Source organism: Mycobacterium sp. TY814 (genome assembly GCF_030755175.1).
In the GTDB taxonomy this organism is placed as follows: Bacteria; Actinomycetota; Actinomycetes; order Mycobacteriales; family Mycobacteriaceae; genus Mycobacterium.
Map to the genome: position 1 here is coordinate 595,098 of NZ_JAUFRY010000002.1, position 15,740 is coordinate 610,837.

The window sequence follows — 15,740 nt, forward strand, 5'->3', positions numbered from 1 at the left end:
AGGGACCGTGACGACGAACTCCCCGCCACAGATCGAGGATGTGCTGGCGCTCAGCCCATTACAGGAAGGGCTGTTCGCGCTGTCCCGGCTCGCCGAGGACCGCCTCGACATCTACACGATGCAGACCGTGGTCGACATCGACGGACCGCTGGATGCCGAGCTGTTGCGCCGCAGCGCGGCCGCGATGTTGGTGCGCCACCCCAACCTGCGCGCCGCGTTCTGGGACCGTGACGTGCCCAGGCCGGTTCAGATCGTGCCCACCCACGCGGAGCTGCCGTGGTCTGAACGCGTCGCCACGCCGGCGGAATTCGATGCGATAGCCCGTTCGGAGCGGCACCGACCCTTCGACCTGAGTCGCGGCCCCGCCCTGCGCGTGCTGTTGCTCACGGTGCCCGGTGAGACCCGGCGGCGGATGATCGTCACCGCCCACCACATTCTGATGGACGGGTGGGCACTCGGTGTGTTCTTCACCGAGATGCTCGCGGTGTACCAGGCGGGAGGCCGTCCGGACGCCTTGCCCGCGGCGCGCCCGTACCGCGACTACATCGCCTGGCTCGCAACGCAAGACAGGGCGGCGGCCACCAGTGTGTGGACGACGTATCTGCAGGGGGTGTCCGGTCCGCTGATGCTGGCCGACAGCACCGTCGTCGCCGGCGTCCCGGAGAAGTCGGATCTGCGGCTTTCGGTGCAGGACACGGCCGCGCTGCGGGACTGGGCCGGCCGCAACGGGCTGACTCTCAATACGGCGGTGTTGTTCGCTTGGGCCGTGGTGCTCAGCCGGCTCACCGACCGCCGGGACGTGGTCTTCGGTACCGTCGTCTCCGGCCGCCCCGAGCAGCTGTCCGGTGTCGAGACGATGGTCGGGATGTTCATCAACACCGTTCCGGTGGTGCACACCGTGGCCGCCACCGTCCCGGTCGTCGAGCAATGCGCACGGCTGCAACGTGATTCGTCGGTGCTGCGCGGGATCGGCTACCTGAGCCTGTCGGAACTGCAACGCGCCCACGGCCGTGGCAGCCTGTTCGACACACTGTTCGTGTTCGAGAACGCGCCGCTGCAGGACGCCGTCCGCCCGGTCACCACCCCGGACGGCGCGCGCTTCGCCCCGGTCGCCGGCGAGAGCCTGACCCACTATCCGCTGACCGTGGTGTCACACCTGATCGAGGATGAGCTGATCGTGGTCGTGGAGGCGATACCGGACGCGCTGCCACACCTTTCGGGTGCACAGATCGGCGAGCGCCTGGCCGCGGTGCTGCGCCAACTGCCCGGCATCGGCGACCGAACCCCCGACGCACTGGACGTTCTGACCGTGGCCGAACGTGCCGGGTGGGAGTCCCACGCCGAGGTGGTTCGGCCACCGCAGGGCACGGTGTGGGAAGCGTTCGAGCGGCAGGCACGCGCCACCCCCGAGGCGGTCGCGTTGACCACCGGCGCGGGCGAAAGCTACAGCTACGCCGAACTGCACGCCGCGGCGGCGCGGCTCGCCGGAGAGCTGGGCGAGCGGGGGATAGGCCCGGAATCTGTTGTTGCGCTGGTGCTCCCGCGCTCCGCCCAGTCGATCGTGGCGGTCTTCGGGGTGCTGGGCGCCGGTGCCGCCTATCTGCCAGTGGATGTCGCCCTGCCGGCCGCGCGGGTGGAATCCATGCTGCGGCAAGCGCACCCGGCGCTGGCGATCACCGACACCGGCAGTGTCGATCTGGTCGCTGCGCGGCTGCCGACCCTGGTGATCGACGACCCGGCCGTGGCCGAACACATCTCGGGTCGCCGCGCTGTCGCTCCGGCGGCGCGACGCCGACCCGGGAACAGTGCCTACGTCATTTTCACCTCCGGCTCCACCGGGGAGCCGAAAGGTGTGATCGGTACCCATACCGCGCTGTTGAGCTACCACGCCGACCACCGCGACCGCGTCTACCGGCCGGCCATGCAGCGCCTGGGCCGCCCGATGCGCATCGCTCACGCCTGGTCGATGAGCTTCGACGCCTCGTGGCAGCCCATGGTGGGTCTGCTCGACGGACACGCGATCCACCTGTTCGACGCGGAGGAGATGCGCGACGCCGACCGGCTGGTCAAGGCGATGGCCGAATACCAGATCGACATGATCGACACCACCCCCTCGATGCTCGTGCAGTTGCGGGCGGCGGGACTGCCGGACCACCACCTTGCGGTGCTGGCATTGGGCGGCGAAGCGATCAACAGCGTGCTGTGGCAGCAACTGTGTTCGCTGCCGGCCGGCGCTGTGTACAACTGCTACGGGCCCACCGAGACGACCGTCGAGGCTGTGGTGGCCGCCGTGCGCGACTACCCCGCACCGACCATCGGCACGCCAAACGCCGGAACCCGTTGCTACGTCCTTGATTCGGCCCTGCGCCCCGTTCCGCACGGCGTGGTGGGCGAGCTCTATCTGTCCGGTAACCAGCTGGCCCGCGGCTACGCCGGCCAGCCGGCGATGACGGCCGCACGCTTCGTGGCCGATCCGTTCCGGCCCGGGCAGCGCATGTACCGGACCGGCGACCTGGTTCGCCGGCTGCCGCACGGCGGCCTCGCCTATCTGGGACGCGGCGACACCCAGGTCAAGATCCGCGGATACCGCGTGGAGATCGCGGAGATCGAGGGAGCGCTGCGCGCCCAGCCGGGCGTGCATGACGCGGCGGTGTCCGTGGTGCGGCGGGCTGGCGGCGCAACGCTGGTCGGTTTCGTTGTTTGGCAGGACATCACGGGACCGCCACCGGCCGCGCTGCGCGCCGCGCTCGCCGATCGGCTCCCCGCATACATGGTCCCCGCGCGGATCGTGGCGCTGCCCACGCTGCCGGTCAATGCCAACGGCAAGCTTGACGGTCATACCCTCGACGAGTTGGCGCGCGACGAGCTCGCTCCGGTATCCGGCGGCGCGGAAGCGCCATCCACCGAAAGCGAACGCGTGCTGTGCGAGCTGTTCGCCGAACAGTTCAACGGGGTGACACCGCACCTGGACGACGACTTCTTCGAACTGGGGCTGGACAGCATCGTCGCGATCGGCCTGGTGCACAAGGGTAGGCGGCGCGGGCTCCCGCTCAGCCCGCGAATGCTGTTCACCGCACCGACGATTCGTGAGCTTGCCGCCGTCGTCGATACCGCGGACGAGGCCGAAGCGGCGCCCGCCGACGCCGGCTACGGTGAAGTGCCGCCGCTGCCGATCGTGTCCTGGGTGAACGAGCACGGCAACTACCGGCGGTTCACCAACACGGTTCTGCTGCGGCTGCCGACCGGGGTCGACCACGCCGCGATAGAGCAGTTGCTGCAGCTCGTGCTCGATGGGCACGAATCGCTGCGGTCGATCCTGAGCGATACCCCCGACGGGCCCCGGCTTCTCACCCGGGAACCTGGTGTGGTCCGCGCCGCCGACCTGCTCTCCCGGGTGCCATTGTCCGCGACGACCGACGCGGCGGCAGTGGTGAGAACGTCGGCGCGCCGGGCGATCGAGGAGATCGACCCCCGCGCCGGCGAGATGATGCGCGCGGTGTGGTTCGACGGTGCCGATCGTCAGATGCTGCTGCTGACCATCCACCACCTGGTGGTGGACGTGGTGTCCTGGCACATTCTGCTCAGCGACATCACGGAGGGCTGGCGATCGGTGCGCGTCGGTGCCGCCCCGAAGGCGTTGCCGGAGTTCACGTCCTACCGCCGGTGGTCGGAGTTGATGTGGGAGCGGGCGGCGGCGCCCGAGGTGATCGCCCAGCGCGAGTACTGGAGTGCGCAGCTGCGCCAGCCCGATCCCGCCCTCGGTGAGCGCCACCCGGACCCGACCCGCGACACCTGGTCCACACTGCGCGTCACGACCGTGGTGGCACCGGTCGACGTCAGCGAGCGGCTAGTGATGACCCTCAACCGCGACGACCGGATGCGCGAAATCCTGTTGTGCGCCGTGACGGTTCTGCTGGCGAGCTGGCGACGCCTGCGGGCGCAGGATCCGAGGTCGGGAGCGCTCATCGCCCTGGACAGCCACGGACGCGCCGATGCCCTGCTGGACACCGACACCACGAACACCGTCGGGTGGTTCACCTCGGCATTCCCCGTACGACTCGGAGTGGGTGCGGCCGCGGTCGACATCGAGCGGCTCGAGGCCGATCCCCAATCGGCCCGGCTGTTGCTCGACTCGGTGACCGCCTCCGTTGCTGCCGTTCCGTATGACGGCCTGGACTACGGATTGCTTCGCTATGTCAACCGCGTCCCGGAACTGCAACACGCGCTGGAACCGCAGGTGTTGTTCAACTACCTGGGCCGCTTCGACCTCGGGGTGGTCACCGACGCACCGTGGACGCTGATCGACGGACACGAAATCGACGCGTTGCCAGTCGATCCCGAGCCCGACCTGCCGCTGCGTTTTGCCCTGAACATGAGTCTGCTGGTGCGCGGTAGCGCGGCCGGTCACGAGCTGGTCAACACCATCCTGTGGAGTGAGGCGCTGTTCGGACCGGCAGATATCGACAGTCTGATCCAACTGTGGCAGCGCACCCTGGCCGCGCTTGCTGCCGGACTGGAAGCCACGGCGTGACACAGGAAGGATCATCGACGGTGTTCGGCGACGAGTGGATCAGCAGGGACGAGATCAAGGCCACCATCGCGGCCCAACTCGGCTGCTCCGCCGACGAAGTCGCCGATGACGACGATCTCATCCAGCTGGGGCTGAACTCGATCCGCATGATGGCGATGGCCGGTGGCTGGCGCAAGCGCGGTGCCGCCGTGACCTTCGCCGAGTTGGCGGCGAACCCCACGGTCGGCGCGTGGCACGCCCTGCTCAGCGGCGAATCGGCAGGACCGATTATGCCGCCGGTAGCGGAAGAACCCACGCTCGACGACGAGGCGCCGTTCCCCCTGGCTCCCATGCAGCACGCGTACTGGATCGGCCGATCCGACGAACAGGAACTGGGCGGAGTCGCGGCCCATCTGTATGTCGAATTCGACGGCGGCGCCATCGATGCGGTGCGGCTCGAACGCGCCGTCGCCGACCTCGTCGCCACCCATCCCATGCTGCGCACCCGATTCCTCCCGGACGGAACGCAGCAGACGTTGCCCCGGCCGGGTCGCCCGGTGTTCACCGTGGTGGATCTGCGGGGTCAGGAGCCCTCGACCGTCGATGCGGTACTGGCGGAGATGCGGGATCGAAAAACCCATCAGCGGTTGGCAATTGACGATGGTCATGTCATCGACGTCACGTTGACCCGCTACGATCCGGATCGCAGCCGGTTGCACCTGGACGTCGATATGCTGGCCGGCGACGCGATGAGTTATCGCGTGCTGATCTCCGAACTGGCCGGACTGTACCGGGGGGAAACGCCGTCGGCTCCCGGTTACAGCTATCAGCGCTACCGCATCGAGAACGAACAACGCCGAGTCAATGACGCGACGCGCGAACGGGACCGGCAGTGGTGGCAGCGGCGCCTGCCCGAGATGCCCGGAGCGCCCGAACTTCCCAACGCGCCGGCGGGCGACCGGGAAGTGCCGCACCGCACCGCGCGATACGACCACTGGCTGACGCCGGACGCCAAGAACCGGCTGATCTCCGGCGCACACACTCGCGGTGTCACCCCTGCCGTGGCCCTGGCGGCGGTTTTCGCCGACACCATCGGCGGGTGGTCGGCCCAGGACCGCTTCGTCCTCAACGTTCCGCTGTTTCACCGCGAACCCGTGCACCCCGACATCGACCGGGTGATCGGTGATTTCACGTCGTCGATCATGCTCGAGGTAGACGTCAGCGAGAACATGTCGGTCGCCGACCGGGCCCGGGCCGTACAGCGCACCATGTACGAAAGTGGTTCGCACGCTTCATACTCCGGCTTGGAGGTGCTGCGTGATCTGGGCCGCCGGCGGGGCGAACCGGTGTTGGCGCCGGTGGTCTTCACCAGCGCGCTCGATCTCGGCGAACTGTTCGGGGACACCGTCATCGAGACATTCGGCGACCCGGTGTGGATCATCTCGCAGGGCCCCCAGGTGTTGCTGGACGTCCAGATCACCGAACTGCGTGGCGGTTTGTTGATCAACTGGGACGTCCGGGAGTCCGCATTTCCGGCCGGCATGGTCGGCGCCATGTTCGCCAGGTTCATCGCAGCGGTCGGACGCCTGGCCGAGGGCGACGCAGGCTGGGAGGCCGAGGCCGCAGTGCGGCTACCCTGCGCGCAGGCCACGGTGCGGGCGGCCGTCAACGCCACTGACGGTCCGGTCACCGGACGGTGTTTGCACCAGGGCTTTTTCGAGTACGCCGACGCTCACCCGGACGACCCGGCCGTGGTGTGGGGGCTCGGCGAGGCGGCCGGCGCCTGGAGCTACGCGGAGTTGTCGCAGAGCTCGCGCGCGGTCGCCGGTGCGCTGCGCGCCTGCGGGGTGCAAGTCGGCGACGCCGTCGCGGTCCAGCTGCCCAAGGGGCGCGACCAGGTTCTGGCCGTGCTCGGCGTCCTGGCCGCCGGCGCGACCTATGTGCCGATCGGCTACGAGCAACCGGACGCGAGGCGCGCCAAGATTCTGCAGAGCGCCGATGTCGTCGCGGCGCTGAGTGTTCCGGGTGCCGACTTCGGTGCGGGCATTGCGTGTGTCGACATCGATGCCGCACGACATCATCAAGAACCGTTGCCCGACATCGTGGTACCGGACCCCGAGGCGATCGCCTATGTGCTGTTCACCTCGGGATCGACCGGCGTCCCCAAAGGAGTCGAGGTTGCGCACCGCGCCGCGATGAACACCATCGACGCCCTCAACGAGTGGTTCGACGTCGGCCCGGGGGATCGGGCGCTGGGTGTCTCGGCCCTGGAGTTCGATCTGTCCGTCTACGACATCTTCGGCATGTTCTCCGCCGGCGGGGCTGTCGCGGTGGTCGACTCCGGGCAGCCGGGAGCCGCCGATATGTGGGTGGAAGTGATTCGCCGGCATCGGGTTTCGATCCTCAACTGCGTTCCCGGCATCCTGGACATGATCCTGGAGGCCGGCGGAAGCGGCCTCGGCGACTCGCTGCGGGCGGTGCTGCTCGGGGGAGACTGGGTAGGAGCCGAGCTGGCCCGCCGGTTGCGGAAGCTGGCTCCGCGCTGCCGGTTCGCCGGCCTCGGGGGGGCAACGGAGACGGCGATCCACAGCACCATCTGCGAGGTGCCGGGTGAGCCGCCGGCTCACTGGTCCACGGTGCCGTTCGGTGTTCCGCTGCGCAACGTCCGCTGCCGGGTGGTCTCACCCTCCGGCCGCGACTGCCTGGATTGGGTTCCGGGTGAACTCTGGGTGGGCGGTGCGAACGTCGCGGCAGGCTATCGCCACGATCCGCGACGCACCGCGGAACGGTTCGTCGAGCACGACGGTATCCGCTGGTACAGGACGGGTGACCTGGCGCGGTACTGGCCCGACGGAACCGTCGAGTTCCTCGGGCGCGCCGACCATCAGGTGCAGATCCGCGGCTACCGTGTCGAACTCGGCGAGGTGGAGAATGCGCTGCGTGGCGTCCCGGGCGTTCGCCATGCCGTGGCAGCTCTTGTCGGCGCCAACGCACCCATGCTGGTCGCGGCCGTGGCGGGAGGCGCGGAGGGTGAGATCGACGGGGATGTCGCCGGCGCGGTCGCAGAGTTGTTGCCGAGCTACATGATCCCGGCCAGCATCGAAGTCCTCGAGCGGATTCCGCTGACGGCCAACGGCAAACTGGACCGTCGCGCCGTCGTCGCGCTCCTGCAGCCGCAACCCACCGAACGTGACACCGCCCCGCGCACCGACCTGGAGGCCGCGCTGAGCGAGATCGTTGCCGAGGTGCTGGGCCTGGACGGTCCGAAATCGGTTGGGGTGCAGGATGACTTCTTCGCACTGGGGGGCGATTCGGTGCTGGCGACCGCCGTCATCGCCCGCGTACGAGAGTGGCTGGACGTCGATCACGCGGTGGTGACCGACCTGTTCGCCACCCGCACCGTCGCAGGATTCGCCACCCGGCTGGACAGCCGCGAAGCCGCCCGTGGCACGCCGCAACGACTGGCCCTCATCGCCCGCCACTACCTCGACATCGCGGCGCTCACCGACGAGGAGGTCTTGGCGCAGGACTAGGGAATTCGGGAGCCGACGATGATGCTGCCGACACTGCACTCCTGACGCTCGTCGACTCCGGTGGCTGCGGTGAAAGCCGCGGTGTCGGAGAACCCCTGCGCGCATACCCCGAGCCCCATGGCGGTCGCCGCCAGATAGATCGTCTGCATCAGCACGCCGACGTTCTTGAGGATGGTGGCGTAGGCGATCTGCTCGTAGGTCCACATCAGCCGGCCGCCGCGGGCCGCGATGACCAGCAGCACCTGCGGTTCCGCGCCACCGGACAGCGTCGCCGCCGCCGGCCTGATCAGCTGGGAAGTGGCCGGCGCATCAGCCGCGGCGACCCGGTGCAGCGCGTGGTCGAACGAATCATAGTGATACACACCAGGTTCCAGTCCGGCGACACTGCGCACCACCGGATAGACCTCGAGTTCATAGAGCCCCCCGCCGGAGGGATACGGCCGGGACAATAATTCTTCGCCCGCGTCCACCGCCTGGGTCGCGCGCGTCCGTGCGGTGCGATAGAGCAGCTCACCCAGCTGCGCGGCGGTGATCGGTCGCTCGTCGTCGAAAGTCCTTGTGGTGAAACGGTCTTCGATCACCGCTGCCAGCGGTGGGTCCTGCGAGCGTCGGGCGGCAAGGTCGGGAACCGGCAGTGCGACCGGTTCGCCCGGATAGGCCCGTCGGCGCCCCGGCGGTTGCGCGAACCGCCCTTTCGCCCATTTCGTCGGGCCGAAGTCGTCCCAGGTGAGCGTGCGCTGCCCCAGCGTGCTGCGACGGTGAAACCACAAATCCGGTGCGGACCAGCTCAGCGCCTCGAAAGAGGAGGTCTCCTCCTCAGGGCCTACCAGCACGCCGGCCCAGCGCAGGTCGTCGACGAACTGTGCGGCGACCGTCGCCGGCAGATCGGGACAATCCGAGGCGCGCCCGCCGAGCAGCGGGAGCAATCGCGGCTGGTGGATGCGAACATCACACCAGCCCAGCGGGTTCTCCAGCACCAAGCCGTCCGAATCACTGTGCAGCACCGAAAATTTGGACATGATCGAGCCATCCGGCATCGGAGCCGGCCGCGCCGGAGGTTGACCGAACGGAACTATCGAGTAGAGATCCGTCCCCTCGTCGCACACCGTGACGGTCAGGTAGCCGCGGGTGGCGAGGTGGTCGATCAGCGCTTCGATGCCGCGGCTGTCGGCCGCCGCGCCCTCGGCGAGCTCGGTCACCGACCCCGGTCCGGCGTTCAGGTATTTCAGCGCCTTCGTCTGCTGGGGGGTCAACCGTGCCAGCTTTTCGCTGTGCGGGGGCTTGAGCAGTACCGCTCCGGCACCGGTCGTCAGACACGTGACGCCGGACCGAAACGCGAATCTGGTGTGCCCCGGGTACCTGCTGGCGAACATTCGGCCCCTCGGATTCATAGCTTGCGCACAGCCACGTCACAGCCGGTGCAATCGGGTCCGCGGCAGCGTGGACGTAACATAAACAAGCTACCAAACGAAACATCAGTCACAAGATGCGCAAATACACCACACGCGAGCGGTTCGGCACAGCGAGGTCCGCACGCTCCGCGCGAATTCGAGGGGGATCCGCATGACCATCAAGTCACTGGCAGTCGGTGCCGCAGCCGTAGCTGCAATCGGCGCCGCAGCCGCCGGGGTGACGTCGATCACCAGCCCCGCCGCATACCAGGTGCAGCCCGTCGTTTTCGGTGCGCCGCTGCCGCAGGACCCGGCACCGGCGCCGGCCGGCCTGCCCACCTCGGCGCAGCTGACCGGCATCCTCACCAGCCTTGCCGACCCCAACGTGCCGTTCGCGAACAAGAGTGATCTGGTCGAGGGCGGTATCGGCGGCACCGAGGCGCACATTGCCGACCACGAGCTGAAGAAGGCCGCGAAGAACGGCGACCTGCCGTTGTCGTTCAGCGTGGCGAACATCCAGCCGGCCGCCCCCAACTCGGCCACGGCCGACGTGGCCGTCTCGGGTCCGAAGCTGTCGCCGCCAATCACCCAGAGCGTGACGTTCGTCAACCAGGGCAGCTGGGTGCTGTCGCGCAGTTCCGCGATGGAGCTGTTGCAGGCCGCCTCGCGCTGACCCGCGACCAGACGCACAAGCCCCCTTTTCCAGCCCGAAAAGGGGGCTTTTGCGTCTGCTGGGCTAATTCGGCGCGCCCATATCCATGTCGTAAACCCGGGCGTGCAGCACCACCCGGTTGCGCAGTGCCGCACGCACCGCGCGGTGCAGGCCGTCCTCCAGGTAGACGATGCCGCGCCACTTCACCGCATGCGGGAAAAGGTCCCCGTAGAAAGTGGAGTCCTCCGACAACAGGCGGTCCAGCGCCAGCACGGTCGTGGTGGTGACGAGTTCGTCGAGGCGGATCTGCTGCGGTGGAATCTGTGACCAGTCTTTATAGGACAGACCGTGTTCGGGATACGGCTTGCCGTCGCGCACTCCCTTGAAAATCATCGCTAGTCGCTTTCGCCTGGGTTACGCGTGCTTCTCGACCGGACCACCTGGAAAGGCTATCTGCCGCACCGAACAGGTGCGGCGTCAGCCACGGATCAGCCTTTGGCAGGTCAGATCCGGTTGAGACCGTAAAATGAACGCGGCCGGCTTAGAGATGGGGGTGATGGGCAATGGGTAGCGCTGATGAGCGTCGCTTTCAGGTTCTGCACGCCATCGTCGCCGACTTCGTCGCCACGCACGAACCGATCGGATCGAAGTCGCTGGTGGAGCGCCACAACCTGGGCGTATCCAGCGCAACCATCCGCAATGACATGGCGGTGCTCGAGGCAGAGGGTTACATCACCCAGCCGCACACCAGCTCCGGGCGGGTCCCCACGGAGAAGGGCTACCGCGAGTTCGTCGACCGCCTCCACGACGTCAAACCGCTGTCGTCGGCAGAGCGGCGCGCGATTCAGGGCTTCCTCGAGTCCGGTGTCGACCTCGACGACGTGCTGCGACGCGCGGTGCGCCTGCTGGCCCAGTTGACTCGCCAGGTGGCCGTGGTGCAGTACCCGACGCTGTCCACCTCGACCGTCCGGCACCTGGAAGTGATAGCGCTGACCCCGGCCCGCCTGCTGATGGTGGTCATCACCGACTCCGGACGGGTGGATCAGCGCATCGTCGAGCTCGGCGATGTCATCGAAGACCACCAGCTCTCCCAACTGCGGGAGATGCTCGGTCAGGCGCTGGTCGGCAAGCGGCTGTCCGCGGCTTCGGTCGCGGTCGCCGACCTCGCCGGCCGGCTGCACGCCGGCGACGGCCTGGGCGATGCCGTCGGTCGCTCTGCGACGGTGTTGCTCGAATCGTTGGTGGAACACACCGAAGAACGCCTGCTGCTGGGCGGTACCGCCAATCTGACCCGCAATGCCGCCGATTTCGGCGGGTCGCTGCGTTCCATCCTGGAGGCGCTGGAAGAACAGGTGGTGGTGCTGCGGCTGCTGGCAGCCCAGCAGGAGGCCGGCAAGGTCACGGTGCGCATCGGGCATGAGACCGAGGCCGAGCAAATGGCCGGCACCTCGATGGTGTCCACCGCATACGGCACCCATGACACTGTCTACGGCGGCATGGGTGTGTTGGGGCCTACCCGGATGGACTATCCGGGAACTATGGCCAGTGTTGCCGCGGTTGCTATGTATATCGGCGAAGTGCTGGGTGCTCGATGAGCGCGTACCCGGGACAAAAATTTTGGATGGCCGCCTGACTGGCGGTCACAACCAGCCTAGAAAGGCGAATCGTGGCACGCGATTACTACGGGCTACTCGGCGTCAGCAAGGGCGCCAACGACGCGGAGATCAAACGCGCCTACCGCAAGCTCGCGCGCGAACTGCACCCTGACGTCAATCCCGACGAGGAGGCGCAGGCGCGATTCAAAGACATCAGTGTCGCCTACGAGGTGCTCAGCGATCCGGAGAAGCGCCGCATCGTCGACCTGGGCGGCGACCCGATGGAGAACGCCGCTGCCGGCGGGGGCGGGTTCGGCGGCTTCGGCGGTCTCGGTGACGTCTTCGAGGCGTTCTTCGGCGGTGGCGCGGGGTTCGGCGGCGGTGGGGGCCGCGGTCCGATCGGCCGGGTGCGGCCGGGTTCGGACTCGCTGCTGCGGATGCGGCTCGACCTCGAGGAGTGCGCGACCGGGGTCACCAAGCAGGTCACCGTCGACACCGCGGTGTTGTGCGACCGATGCCAGGGCAAGGGCACCAACGGCGATTCCGCGCCCGTTCCCTGCGACACCTGTGCCGGTCGCGGCGAGGTGCAGACCGTGCAGCGTTCGCTGTTGGGTCAGATGCTGACGTCGCGGCCGTGCCCCACGTGCCGCGGGGTGGGGGTGGTGATTCCCGACCCGTGCTACCAGTGCATGGGCGACGGCAGGGTGCGTGCCCGCCGCGACATCACCGTCAAGATCCCGGCCGGCGTCGCCGAGGGGATGCGGGTCCGGCTCGCCGCCCAGGGTGAAGTCGGTCCCGGCGGTGGACCGGCCGGCGACCTCTACGTCGAGGTGCACGAGCAGGCCCACGACATCTTCGCCCGGGAGGGCGACAATCTGCACTGCACCGTGTCGGTGCCGATGGTCGACGCGGCGCTGGGTGTGAGCGTCAGCCTGGACGCCATCCTGGACGGCACCAGCGAGATCGTCATCCCCCCGGGCACGCAGCCGGGCGCGGTGATCACCCTGCGCGGCCGCGGGATGCCGCAACTGCGGTCCAGTACCCGCGGCGACCTGCACGTGCACGTCGAGGTGGTGGTTCCCACCCGGCTCGACCACCACGACACCGAACTGCTGCGCGAGCTCAAGAACCGCCGCAACCGCGACGTCGCCGAGGTGCGCTCGTCACACGCCAACAACGGTGGGCTCTTCAGCCGACTGCGCGAAACCTTCACCGGCCGCTGACCTTCCGGGGCTCCCATGGTGGCCACGCTGTTCTACGTGGATGCGCTGCCGGAGGTCGGCGCGCTGGCCGTGGTGGACGGCGACGAAGGTTTTCACGCGGCCACCGTGCGCCGGATCCGGCCCGGCGAGGAGCTGGTACTCGGTGACGGCGCCGGCGCGGTGGCCCGCTGTGTGGTGGAAGACGCTGGGCGCGAGGGACTTCGGGCCCGCGTGCACGCGCGCTGGACGCTGCAGCGCAACGCGCCGCCGGTGACCGTCGTGCAGGCGCTGCCGAAATCCGAGCGCTCCGAGCTGGCCGTCGAGCTGGCCACCGAAGCCGGTGCCGATGCCTTCGTGGCCTGGCGCGCGGCGCGCTGCGTCGCGAATTGGGAAGGCGCGCGGGTGCAGAAGGGCCTGCGCCGGTGGGCGGCAGTGGCACGCTCGGCGGCGCGGCAGTCCCGCCGGGCGCACATCCCGCCGGTCGAGGGAGTGCTGTCCACCAAAGAGCTGATCGTGCGCGTCAAGGCCGAGGTCGCTGCTGGCGGCACGGTGTTGGCGCTGCATGAGTCGGCAACCCACAGGATCGCCGATGTGGCGGTGGCGCAAGCGAACTCGCTGATGTTGCTGGTCGGCCCGGAGGGCGGCATCGCGCCGGAGGAAATCGCCGCGCTGACCGGCGCTGGCGCGGTGACGGTGCGGTTGGGCCCCACCGTGCTGCGCACCTCGACCGCGGCCGCGGTGGCCTTGGGCGCATTGGGCGTGCTGACAACGCGCTGGGACGCACCACCACTCGATGGCGAAAGGAACGGTCATGAGTAGCGCCGCACCCGATTTGAGCGTGGTCTTCGACGAGCACGTCGCCAGTGAGTTCGTCACCAGGGACGTGCAGGCGACCATGGCCACCATGACGGCCGACCCGTTCGTCAACCACGTTCCCACCATGATGGGTGGCGTCGGCGCCGCCGCGGTGGCCGACTTCTACAGCCGGTACTTCATCGGGCACTGGCCCGAGGACACCACCATCACGCCGGTCTCCCGTACCGTCGGCGAAGACCGCGTGGTCGAAGAGATGGTCGTCTCGTTCACCCATGACATCCCGATGCCGACGTTCCTGCCGGGGGTGCCGCCGACCGGTCGCCCGGTGCTGCTCCCGCTGGTCGTGGTGATGGGCTTCGAGGGACCGCGCGTGGCATACGAGCGGATCTACTGGGATCAAGCCTCGCTGCTGGTGCAGGTCGGCGTGCTGGATCCGGCGTCGCTGCCGGTCACCGGAGCCGCCCAGGCGCACAAGGTGCTCGACAAAGATCTGCCGTCGAATACGCTGCTAGCCCGCTGACACGCGTTCGCTCAATGCGTCGACGCCGTCGCCGCTCAGCCGGTCCAGTGCCCACGGCCGCCCGGCAAGTGCCGACGCCAAATGCGCGGCGGTGCCGCTGACGGTCCGTGTGCCCTCGCCGTGGGTCCAATCCGCATCGGCCGCTCGCAGCCTCAGACCCCGGGCCCGTGCGGCCGCCGGTACAAACGGATTGGGCACCCGCACCTGAGTGTCGAGCACGGCAACCAGCGTCGGGAGCGGAATGCCTGGTTGCCTGCCCAGCGCGAGAACGATATCGAGTTCGTGGATGACGTGGTCTCCCAACAACAGTCGTCGGGGAAACACCCGCCCGACACCGCGCGGCCGGTGGATCAAGGCCAGGTACTCGTCGATCAATTCGGCAGGACTGCGCCGCTGCGCCAGGCCGGCGGCCAGCGCGGCGTTGGCGCTGTCGAAAGATCCTCGGTGGCCTGCCATTCCGACAGCGAGTTCCCGCAACGACGCCCGGTAGCCGACGACCAGGTGTGCCAGCACCTCATGGTTGCTCCATTCGGTGCACAGGCTCGGCAGCGGCCATTCTGCGTCAGACAGGCTGCGGGCGACACCGACAAACCGAATATCGTTGCGGACCAACATGTCACGCGACACAGAGGTGCTCCTGGAGAAACGCCGTCTGGTCGGTGAGAAGCCGGCTGAGCAGCGGTGGATGGTAGATCTGGAAATGGTCGCCGCCGTAGTGCCTTGCGATGCCACGCGGCGCCCGCCGGGCCACCTCCTCGGCATGACGCGGATCCATCAACGTCTCCCGCTGGGAGACGCACACCAACAGCGGCGCCCCGATGCGGCGCGCCCCACGCTTGGCGCTGGTGACGGCGATTCCGACGACGCAGGACGCCGCGATGCGGTTGTCGAACGATCCGCCGGGATCGACGGTGGAGTTCCAGCCGTCCTCGGCTCCGGCAACGGTGACGGCGGCGATGCTGCCCGGTGGGCCCACGATCGGGACATACCGGCGGCGGCGTCCCAGCGCGCCCCGCGCGGCATCTGCCACGACCGCCGGACCGATTCGCAGCGTCGACGCGAGGCCCAGCCGCCGTAGCGTCGCCGGTCCGTCGACGATCGGGCACTGCACCACCACGGCGGCGATGTCGTCGCGTTCGGCGGCTACCCGCAGGACGTGCATCGCTCCCAAACTCGTACCCCATAGCGCAACCCGGTCCGCATCAATGTCAGGCAGCGCCCGGACGAACTCGATCGCAGAGATGAGGTCCTCGCGGTGACGGCGCAGACTGAGCCTTTGTCGCGGAGTGCCGTCCGAGGCTCCCAGGCAGCGGTAGTCGAAGGCCAGGGTGGCCAGCCCCGCGTCGGCGAAATGCCGCTCATAGCGGGATAGCGCCATGGTGTGGTTGGCGCCCAGTCCGTGTGCCAGGACGACCGCTGGGTGCGGACCAGCACCGGGCGGGCGGGTGAGCCACGCGGCGCAACGGGTGCCATGGGACTGGAACTCGGTGGTGAGGTGCATCAATCCTCCAAAACGTACGA

The 15,740-nt window shown here is 68.5% G+C and carries 11 protein-coding genes; 7 read left to right on the top strand and 4 right to left on the bottom strand.

Translation table 11 applies throughout. The annotated features are described in order from the left end of the window. Window positions 1-7: 7 nt before the first annotated feature. Window positions 8-4,531 (top strand): non-ribosomal peptide synthetase, encoded by a 4,524-nt coding sequence (locus QXH22_RS16345; protein WP_306276301.1) that lies wholly within the window; start codon window positions 8-10, stop codon window positions 4,529-4,531. Beyond that, window positions 4,528-8,043: an amino acid adenylation domain-containing protein gene (locus QXH22_RS16350; RefSeq protein ID WP_306276302.1), complete on the top strand. Its 3,516-nt coding sequence runs from the start codon at window positions 4,528-4,530 to the stop codon at window positions 8,041-8,043. Before QXH22_RS16345 ends, QXH22_RS16350 begins: the two co-directional genes overlap by 4 nt. Here QXH22_RS16350 and QXH22_RS16355 read toward each other — a convergent pair. Further along, on the bottom strand, window positions 8,040-9,416 hold the full coding sequence (locus QXH22_RS16355; RefSeq protein ID WP_306276303.1) for a SagB family peptide dehydrogenase: 1,377 nt from the start codon (window positions 9,414-9,416) through the stop codon (window positions 8,040-8,042). The two genes, QXH22_RS16350 and QXH22_RS16355, sit on opposite strands and share 4 nt — an antisense overlap. A gap of 190 nt (window positions 9,417-9,606) precedes the next feature. Here QXH22_RS16355 and QXH22_RS16360 point away from each other — a divergent pair, with 190 nt between their 5' ends. Continuing rightward, entirely contained in the window at window positions 9,607-10,107 is a 501-nt protein-coding gene (locus QXH22_RS16360; protein ID WP_306248478.1) for a hypothetical protein, read from the top strand. A 63-nt stretch (window positions 10,108-10,170) separates the two neighbouring features. Here QXH22_RS16360 and QXH22_RS16365 read toward each other — a convergent pair whose 3' ends face one another. Then, on the bottom strand, window positions 10,171-10,479 hold the full coding sequence (locus QXH22_RS16365) for a type II toxin-antitoxin system VapB family antitoxin (protein ID WP_306248480.1): 309 nt from the start codon (window positions 10,477-10,479) through the stop codon (window positions 10,171-10,173). A 170-nt stretch (window positions 10,480-10,649) separates the two neighbouring features. Between QXH22_RS16365 and hrcA the strand changes: the two genes are divergently transcribed. The 4 genes from hrcA (at window position 10,650) to QXH22_RS16385 (ending at window position 14,219) form a co-directional block, all read left to right on the top strand. After that, window positions 10,650-11,681, top strand: coding sequence for a heat-inducible transcriptional repressor HrcA (hrcA, locus tag QXH22_RS16370; protein ID WP_306248483.1), 1,032 nt, complete (start codon window positions 10,650-10,652; stop codon window positions 11,679-11,681). Between the two features lie 71 nt (window positions 11,682-11,752). Beyond that, on the top strand, window positions 11,753-12,904 hold the full coding sequence (dnaJ, locus tag QXH22_RS16375; RefSeq protein WP_306248484.1) for a molecular chaperone DnaJ: 1,152 nt from the start codon (window positions 11,753-11,755) through the stop codon (window positions 12,902-12,904). Window positions 12,905-12,919: 15 nt separating this feature from the next. Next, window positions 12,920-13,702 (top strand): 16S rRNA (uracil(1498)-N(3))-methyltransferase, encoded by a 783-nt coding sequence (locus QXH22_RS16380; RefSeq protein WP_306276304.1) that lies wholly within the window; start codon window positions 12,920-12,922, stop codon window positions 13,700-13,702. Further along, window positions 13,695-14,219: a nuclear transport factor 2 family protein gene (locus QXH22_RS16385; protein WP_306276305.1), complete on the top strand. Its 525-nt coding sequence runs from the start codon at window positions 13,695-13,697 to the stop codon at window positions 14,217-14,219. Before QXH22_RS16380 ends, QXH22_RS16385 begins: the two co-directional genes overlap by 8 nt. On the opposite strand, the gene QXH22_RS16390 is transcribed toward QXH22_RS16385, so the two are convergent. Further along, entirely contained in the window at window positions 14,208-14,846 is a 639-nt protein-coding gene (locus QXH22_RS16390) for a maleylpyruvate isomerase family mycothiol-dependent enzyme (protein WP_306276306.1), read from the bottom strand. The genes QXH22_RS16385 and QXH22_RS16390 overlap by 12 nt on opposite strands. Beyond that, window positions 14,836-15,720: an alpha/beta hydrolase gene (locus QXH22_RS16395; RefSeq protein ID WP_306276307.1), complete on the bottom strand. Its 885-nt coding sequence runs from the start codon at window positions 15,718-15,720 to the stop codon at window positions 14,836-14,838. The genes QXH22_RS16390 and QXH22_RS16395 overlap by 11 nt, the downstream gene beginning before the upstream one ends. Window positions 15,721-15,740 lie beyond the last annotated feature (20 nt).